This is a genomic window from Phycisphaerales bacterium AB-hyl4 (genome assembly GCA_041821185.1).
Taxonomy (GTDB): Bacteria; Planctomycetota; Phycisphaerae; order Phycisphaerales; family Phycisphaeraceae; genus Natronomicrosphaera; species Natronomicrosphaera hydrolytica.
Window position 1 is genome coordinate 48,784 of sequence record JBGUBD010000019.1, and the last position, 6,672, is coordinate 55,455.

Here is a 6,672-nt window from a genome sequence, read left to right on the forward strand (position 1 = left end):
GCCGCCTCCCTGTTCGAGCCACTTGTGAGGCGAATGCCTCGCGGCAATTGATGGGCTATGACGATGAATCCGGACGGTACGATCAATATTCTGCTGGTGGACGATCGCCCGGGCGCGTTGATCGCGCTCGAGAGTGCGCTGGCGGATTTGAATCAGACACTGGTCAAGGCGACCTCCGGCCGAGAGGCGCTGAAGCATGTGCTTAAAACCAATTTCGCGGTCATCCTGCTCGATGTGCATATGCCCGGCATCGACGGGTTCGAGACGGCCAGGCTGATTCGACAGCGCAAAAGCTCCCGCGACACGCCGATCATTTTCATCACCGGGCACACTGATGAACTGCATATCGCCAAGGGTTACTCGCTTGGCGCGGTGGACTACATTCTCGCACCCGTGCGGCCTGACGTTTTGCGGGCCAAGGTCGGCGTGTTCGTCGACCTTTTCCAGAAGACGGCGCAGGTCACGCAGCAGGCCAATCGGCTCCGCCGACGCGCGGGACAGTTGCAGGAACTTGCCGCAGCCTCCATTGCCATCAACGCCGCCCAGTCCGCGGATCGAATGCTTCAGACCATCACCGACGCCGCCCGCGACGTGGTTGGTGCCAATCAATCCATCACGCTGTTTCTCGGCGAGCAGGAACTCGGTCGAAACTCGCCGTTGGCGGTTTCGTCGTTTTCAGAGAAATATGCTGACTGGCAAGGCAGGCGGCTGGACCTGGCTCCGGTTGCGCAGACGCTCGTCGCTCGCAGCGGCGCGGCAACACGGATGACCGAAGCGCAGTTGCATCAGCACCCGGACTGGGAGATTGTCTCGAAGCTGGACATGCCCCCGATGTGCGGCGGCATGCTCGCTGCGCCGTTCACGGGTCACGACGGCCGAAACCTCGGCGTCATCTATCTCGCAGACGCGTACGAGGGGCAGTTCACCAGCGAAGATGAAGCCATCCTCATCCAATTGGCGCAAATCGCTTCCACTGCCATCGAAAACATCCTTTACGCCGAGGCCCGCGAAGCGAACCGGTTGAAGGACGAGTTCCTGGCAACGCTGTCGCACGAGTTACGCACGCCGTTAAACGCGATGCTGGGCTGGACGCGTCTGTTGCGTGAGCCGCCGACTGAGCCGGAGATGCTCGACCATGGTTTGCAGGTCATCGAGCGAAACGTCAACGCGCAGGCACGCCTTATCGAAGACCTGCTTGACATCTCGCGCATCACCAGTGGCAAACTGCGGCTGGAGATGCAGCCGATGTCGCTCAAGAGCGTGGTGGAAGCGGCCATCGACGCGGTCAAGCCCGCAGCCGACGCCCGTCAAATCAAAGTGCACGACGCCTTGCCGGATGACGCGATGCAGATGACCGGCGATGCGAACCGACTGCAGCAGGTGATGTGGAACCTGCTGAGCAACGCGATCAAGTTCACACCGGAGGCCGGTTCTGTTTACGTGGAGATGGAAGTAAAAGAGGGGGTTGGGCATATCCGGATTCGCGATACGGGCGAAGGTATTTCGCCAGAGTTGCTTCCGCATGTCTTCGAGCGGTTCCGACAGGCCGACAGCACCAGTACACGATCGCATGGCGGGCTGGGCGTGGGGCTGGCGATCGTTCGTCATATCGTGCAGATGCACGATGGGTCGGTGGAAGCGGAAAGCGCCGGGCCCAACCAAGGCGCCACGTTTACCGTGCAGTTGCCGTTGTGTTATGCCGACGCCGAGGTCGCTGAAGATGATGCGGAGGACAAGATTGTTGACCAGACGCTGGAGGGCGTGCGCGTTCTCATTGTGGACGACGATTGTGACGCGCGAGAACTGCTTGGCCAAGTCATCCGTCGTTATCACGGCACGGCGAAGCTCGTCAACTCCGCCCACGAAGCGCTGGACCTGTTCGAGCAGTGGATGCCGGACATTCTGCTAAGTGATATCGCCATGCCCGACTGCGATGGCTACACGCTGATCCGTCGGATTCGAGCATCAGACGCGCCGCAACTGCGCATGCTTCCCGCGATTGCACTGACAGCGCACGCGGGCGAGCGTGATCGAACCCGCAGCCTTTCGGCGGGTTTTCAGGTGCATATGGCCAAACCCGTTGAGCCGGTCGAACTGGTGGCGGGCATCGTCCGCCTACTTCGCCTGGACCGATCGGCGACCATGAACTCTGTTTCTGTTCCACTGGAGTAAATCACGAATGCCTGACCAATCACTCAACCACGACGTCCAGAAAGAACGAAAGCCGCTTGCCGGTCCCGCTGCCGTGCCGGTGGACCTTGCGCCGAATCCGTCGGCCACGGATCCGTCCCGCAACTTCCGTCACGAGTTCCGTAACACCCTCCACGCCATTCTGGTCCAGGTACGCTGTGCCCAGTTGTCGCTCAACAATTCGGATACCTCAGCCACTCGAGAACATCTTGCGCAAATCGAAGCTGCCGTGACCCAGTCGCGTCAACTGCTGGATGAGGTCGGATCCTTCGGCAACGAGCGATGAGCCGTTGCGCGTGGGGTCGTGGCAGGTGGTGGGCAATGCCTGGCGCATCGCACCCGCCGGCGAGGCCGACCGGTGCGATGAACGCGTATGCGACGAACATGTCAATTGCGGGTGGCGGGCCGATGGATCGTGGCGATCAGATCCTCTGTCGGATCATCCTTGTTCATGTAGGCCTCGGCACCGGCCGCTCGCATCGCATTAGTGATCTCGTCCTGATCGTGCGTTGACAGACCCACAACACGCATCGACGATTGCTTGCCGAGGATCTGCCGAGTCGCCTCAATGCCATTGATGCCCGGCATGATGATGTCCATCAAAACGAGGTCCGGCTGAAATACGTCGGCGAGTTGGACCGCGGCGTGACCGTCACGAGCTTGCCCCACGACCTGAATGCCTGGCTGATTTCTGAGCAGAGCGGCCAGGCCTTCACGGAAAATGTCGTTGTCATCTGCGAGCAGCACGCGAACCATTTGTTTGCTCGTGATTTTTTCCGGGGTGTCGTTACGTGATGATTCAACATCCGAGCTGGAACGCAAGGCCGATGACGCGTCGGCAGAATGTTGCGTGCCTTCGCGAGATGCATTGGTCAACATGTCGCGAAAACGGATAAGGCCGAGACGAATGCGCGTTTTGACCGTGCCCAGCGGCAGATCGAGTCGCTCGGCGATCTCGCGGTGACTCAGCCCCTCAAAAAAAGCATAATGCACCGCTTCCCGTTGAGCGGGCACGAGCGTCGCGAGCGCCCGATGCGCCATTTTCCGTCGTTCGGCCAGCGATAAGGCCTCGGCAGGATCATTCTGAAGATCACCGCTTTGCTCAAGGTATTCCGACCCGTTGTGCGAGATAAGCCGACGGCGCGAGGCCCGGCTACGCAGGTGGTCAATCGCGCGACTGCGGGCCAGCATCAACAGATAGGTCGACACCTTCCCACGTTCGAGATCAAAGCGTTCCGAACGATTCCATAGTTCCATGAACACATCGACCAGCGTTTCCTCTGCGTCGCTCGGATTTTTCAGAATCCGGAGGCACATGCCATATACCGCATCGCGGTAGCGATTGAACAGTTGTTCCAACGCCGCTTCGTCCCGATCAACGACGCCTTGCATCAAGCCGACGTCGATAACTTCGTCCGACATTTGTTCATTGTCACTGCTATTGCGTTCCGTCGTATTCATCGTCCTGTCCTCCATGCGGTTGTCGAAAGTGCCCAGTCGCTACAGCGATGGTCGGTCCTCTCAACCAACAGTCACCAGCTTAGAGAGGCCGGCTAGCCTGTCCAACGGATATCATCTTGGCTGGTCATGGGGAATATACTGATCTGCATGTGGGTCAACCGTCGGCGTTTGCGTTGACAATCGCTCTGCGAGGGCGCGGCGCAACGTGGCCCGGCGGCGAAGATCGAGTGCCGCAGGGTGGCTGAGCGGTTAATTTGGCACGCGATAAGGCCGACTCAGTCGTACTCCAGCACCCACTGCACGGCGTGGCGGATCAATTGGTTGCTGTGTTCCAGATCCAGCTTTGTCATGATGTGTTCGCGGTGCGATTCGATGGTCTTGGGGCTGAGGTGCAGTTGTTCTGCGATCTGTTTGGTGGTCTGCCCCTTGCCGATCAACGCGAACACTTCGCGTTCCCGGTCGGAGAGAATGCCGGTGGGCGAATCGCCGATTTTGCCACCATGCCGTCGCGTGCGTTGCAGCATGCGGTCGGTCATGGGGCCGGAAAGGTAGATGCGGCCGCTGAGGATCTGGCGGATCGCTTCGATCAACTGATCCGTCCCCTCGTCCTTGTTGACGTAGCCCATCGCTCCGGCCTGCAAGGCTCGGTCGGCATAGATCAGGTCGTCATGCATGGACGAAACGAGCATTTTTGTACTGACGTTTTCAGCGACGGCCTGTTTGATCACCTCCAGGCCGTTGCCGCCTTCGCCAAGGTTGATGTCGACCACGGCGATAGCCGGGCGTAAATTGCGAATCGCGTCAAGGGCATCGGCAAGGTTGGACACTTTGCCACAAACGGTCAGGCCGGGCGTGGCGTCAATCAGGTGGCTGAGGCCGTGACGCACAACCGGATGGTCGTCGACGATCAGCACACGAGAGGCTTCTGGCGCCCTTCGCGAGGCAATGGCTTTCGCTTTATTGCTGTTGTTGGTCGTCACGGTATGGATACGCTTTCAGTACATCACTAGGGGCTGTTGAACGTACACGATCCCGGATTCGCATTGTACCGTCGCATTTCCAGTCTGCCCCATCATAAATTGGGCGAGCATCGGCTTAGGTCATGCTGTGAAGCGGAATCAACCCCCTGCTGTGATGCATCCCATCCAGCGAAGTACCGATTGGGGCGTTTCACGGTCCACAGGTCAAGCAGATCCGAGAGAACGTCGCTGGGCGTCAAGGTGAATCGTGGTGCACCCGCCGGGGTTCAGGGGCAATGACTGGTCGGCCCAGACAAACTCGCCAGGCGTTTGCGCTGGCAGTGTGATTTCGCCTTGGCATTGGTTGGTTTGACGGTCAATGTGCAGCGAGACATGCACTTCGCCGGCGGGGTGGGGCACTCGGCTTTCGATCCGTTCAATCCCGGCCAGCGAAACCGGCGCGACCTGAACCCGCGCGAAACCCGGGGCGGCGGGTCGCACGCCGGCCAGCGACGCGTGAAAGTGGAACAGCGGATGTGACCCCCACGCGTGGCAGTCGGAGCGACTGGGTTCGGGCATCTCGACCGGGGTGCGCATGCCCTGCCCCACGAGTTGTTTCCAAAATGCAAACCGTTCGACCAGCTTGTCGCCCCGGCCGAACCGGTAGAGCGTTTCAAACAGGTAGAACGAGAAGTAGACGGTGGTGCGAGCCAGGCCTTCGCCGTCAAGCAGGCGAGCGAGCGCGGCCTCGGCCTTGTCGCCGGTGAGTGTGTCGGTGAGCAATGCAAGGCATTGGGCGTGCTCGCTGAAATGCTCGTGCGTTACATCGTCCGCGAGGCAGCCGGCGGGTTCATGCCAGAACGTCTGCACCACGCGCTGGCCCAGCCGATCGGCCATGTCCTGCCAGCGTTGGGCGAGCGCCGGTTCACCCATCGCCCGCTCCAGTGCGGCGGCGTCGCGCAGGGCATGAATGAACAGCAGGTTGTTGATCGCCGAGACCCCGGCCTGCCCGTCGGCCGGGCAGCCGTTGTTCCAGTCGGGCACCCAGTCGATGAACGACCAGCCGGGCATGCGGCCGAGCAGGCCCGCGTCGTTGAGCATCGGCAGAAACTGTTCCAGCAAACAGCGCATGCCGACCATGCGCTGCTTGACCCACGCCGGGTCGTTTCGCCACCAGGCGTAATCCTTGACCATGGAGACCCAGATCATGGAAAACGTGGCGCTGAGTTGAAACGGCGTGCTGGGATAGCGTTCTGCGATCAGACCGGTCTTCCATCGCGAGTGGTCGAACAGCTCGATGCTGCGGCGCGTCAGCCGATCGTCGTCGCAGCAGACGTGTGCGACAAGCATCTGCAAACGTGTGTCGCCGACGTACATCATCTGCTCGTAATAGGGGCAGTCCATGTACGTTTCGTGCATGCACATCTGCAGTCCGCGCACCGCCAGGGCCGACACGTCGGCCAGCCCGGCATCATCGCTATGCCACGTCGCCTTCGGCTCCCATGGGTAGCGGGTTTCAAGGATGCACACGTCGTCGATGCGCAGCGGCTGGTCGCCGGTGCGAACGGTCAGGCGAACGTATCGGCCGGCACGCCACCAGTACGAGCGATAGTCGCGATGCTCGCCGCCATCGTTGCGGAACGCGTCGCCGAAGCCGAAGAACGCCTTGCCTTCGATCTCGTCGCGGTGGTGCTTGTGGGGTGAGCGCTTCCCCTGTTCGTCGACACTGTAAAGCGATTCGGCCCACTCGAAGGCGAGTTCGCTGCCCTCGCCGCCGCTGAGTGTGACGCTGGCGAACCCGCAGTAATACTGCGCCATATCCCAGATGACCTGCACGACGCTGTGTGCGGGTACATCGACGGGTTGGCCTTGCTCGATGAGTTGCTGCCAGGGGTGCGTTTGTTCGTCAGCGAGATGCTCGGGATGAACGACGTCGCATTCGCCAGCCCAGGCGGCGCGGACCTGGCCGGGACGGATCGGCCTGCGGAGCATGTCCGGCAGCGGGCTGGGGTGCAGATGCCACTGCTCGGCGACGATGCCGCTGCCATTGGTTTCGATCGGG

General features: G+C 60.8%; 5 protein-coding genes. 2 read left to right on the forward strand and 3 right to left on the reverse strand.

Annotated elements, in window-relative coordinates; genetic code table 11:
* Positions 1-57: 57 nt before the first annotated feature.
* On the forward strand, positions 58-2,172 hold the full coding sequence (locus ACERK3_18980) for a response regulator (protein MFA9480360.1): 2,115 nt from the start codon (positions 58-60) through the stop codon (positions 2,170-2,172).
* Between the two features lie 7 nt (positions 2,173-2,179).
* On the forward strand, positions 2,180-2,476 hold the full coding sequence (locus ACERK3_18985) for a hypothetical protein (protein MFA9480361.1): 297 nt from the start codon (positions 2,180-2,182) through the stop codon (positions 2,474-2,476).
* A 101-nt stretch (positions 2,477-2,577) separates the two neighbouring features.
* Here the strand turns inward: ACERK3_18985 and ACERK3_18990 are convergent, their stop codons facing one another.
* The 3 genes from ACERK3_18990 to ACERK3_19000 all read right to left on the reverse strand — a co-directional run.
* Positions 2,578-3,651: a sigma-70 family RNA polymerase sigma factor gene (locus ACERK3_18990; protein MFA9480362.1), complete on the reverse strand. Its 1,074-nt coding sequence runs from the start codon at positions 3,649-3,651 to the stop codon at positions 2,578-2,580.
* A gap of 275 nt (positions 3,652-3,926) precedes the next feature.
* Complete coding sequence (locus ACERK3_18995) at positions 3,927-4,565, reverse strand: response regulator (protein ID MFA9480363.1); 639 nt, start codon at positions 4,563-4,565, stop codon at positions 3,927-3,929.
* 270 nt (positions 4,566-4,835) lie between these two features.
* Positions 4,836-6,672 (reverse strand): alpha-L-rhamnosidase C-terminal domain-containing protein (locus ACERK3_19000; GenBank protein ID MFA9480364.1); only part of this gene is annotated, 1,837 nt, incomplete at its 5' end.

Bases quoted from the DNA above. Each gene is read 5' to 3' on its own strand.
- ACERK3_18980 (MFA9480360.1), top strand. From the start codon at position 58: ATGACGATGAATCCGGACGGTACGATCAATATTCTGCTGGTGGACGAT.
- ACERK3_18985 (MFA9480361.1), top strand. From the start codon at position 2,180: ATGCCTGACCAATCACTCAACCACGACGTCCAGAAAGAACGAAAGCCG.
- ACERK3_18990 (MFA9480362.1), bottom strand. From the start codon at position 3,651: ATGAATACGACGGAACGCAATAGCAGTGACAATGAACAAATGTCGGAC.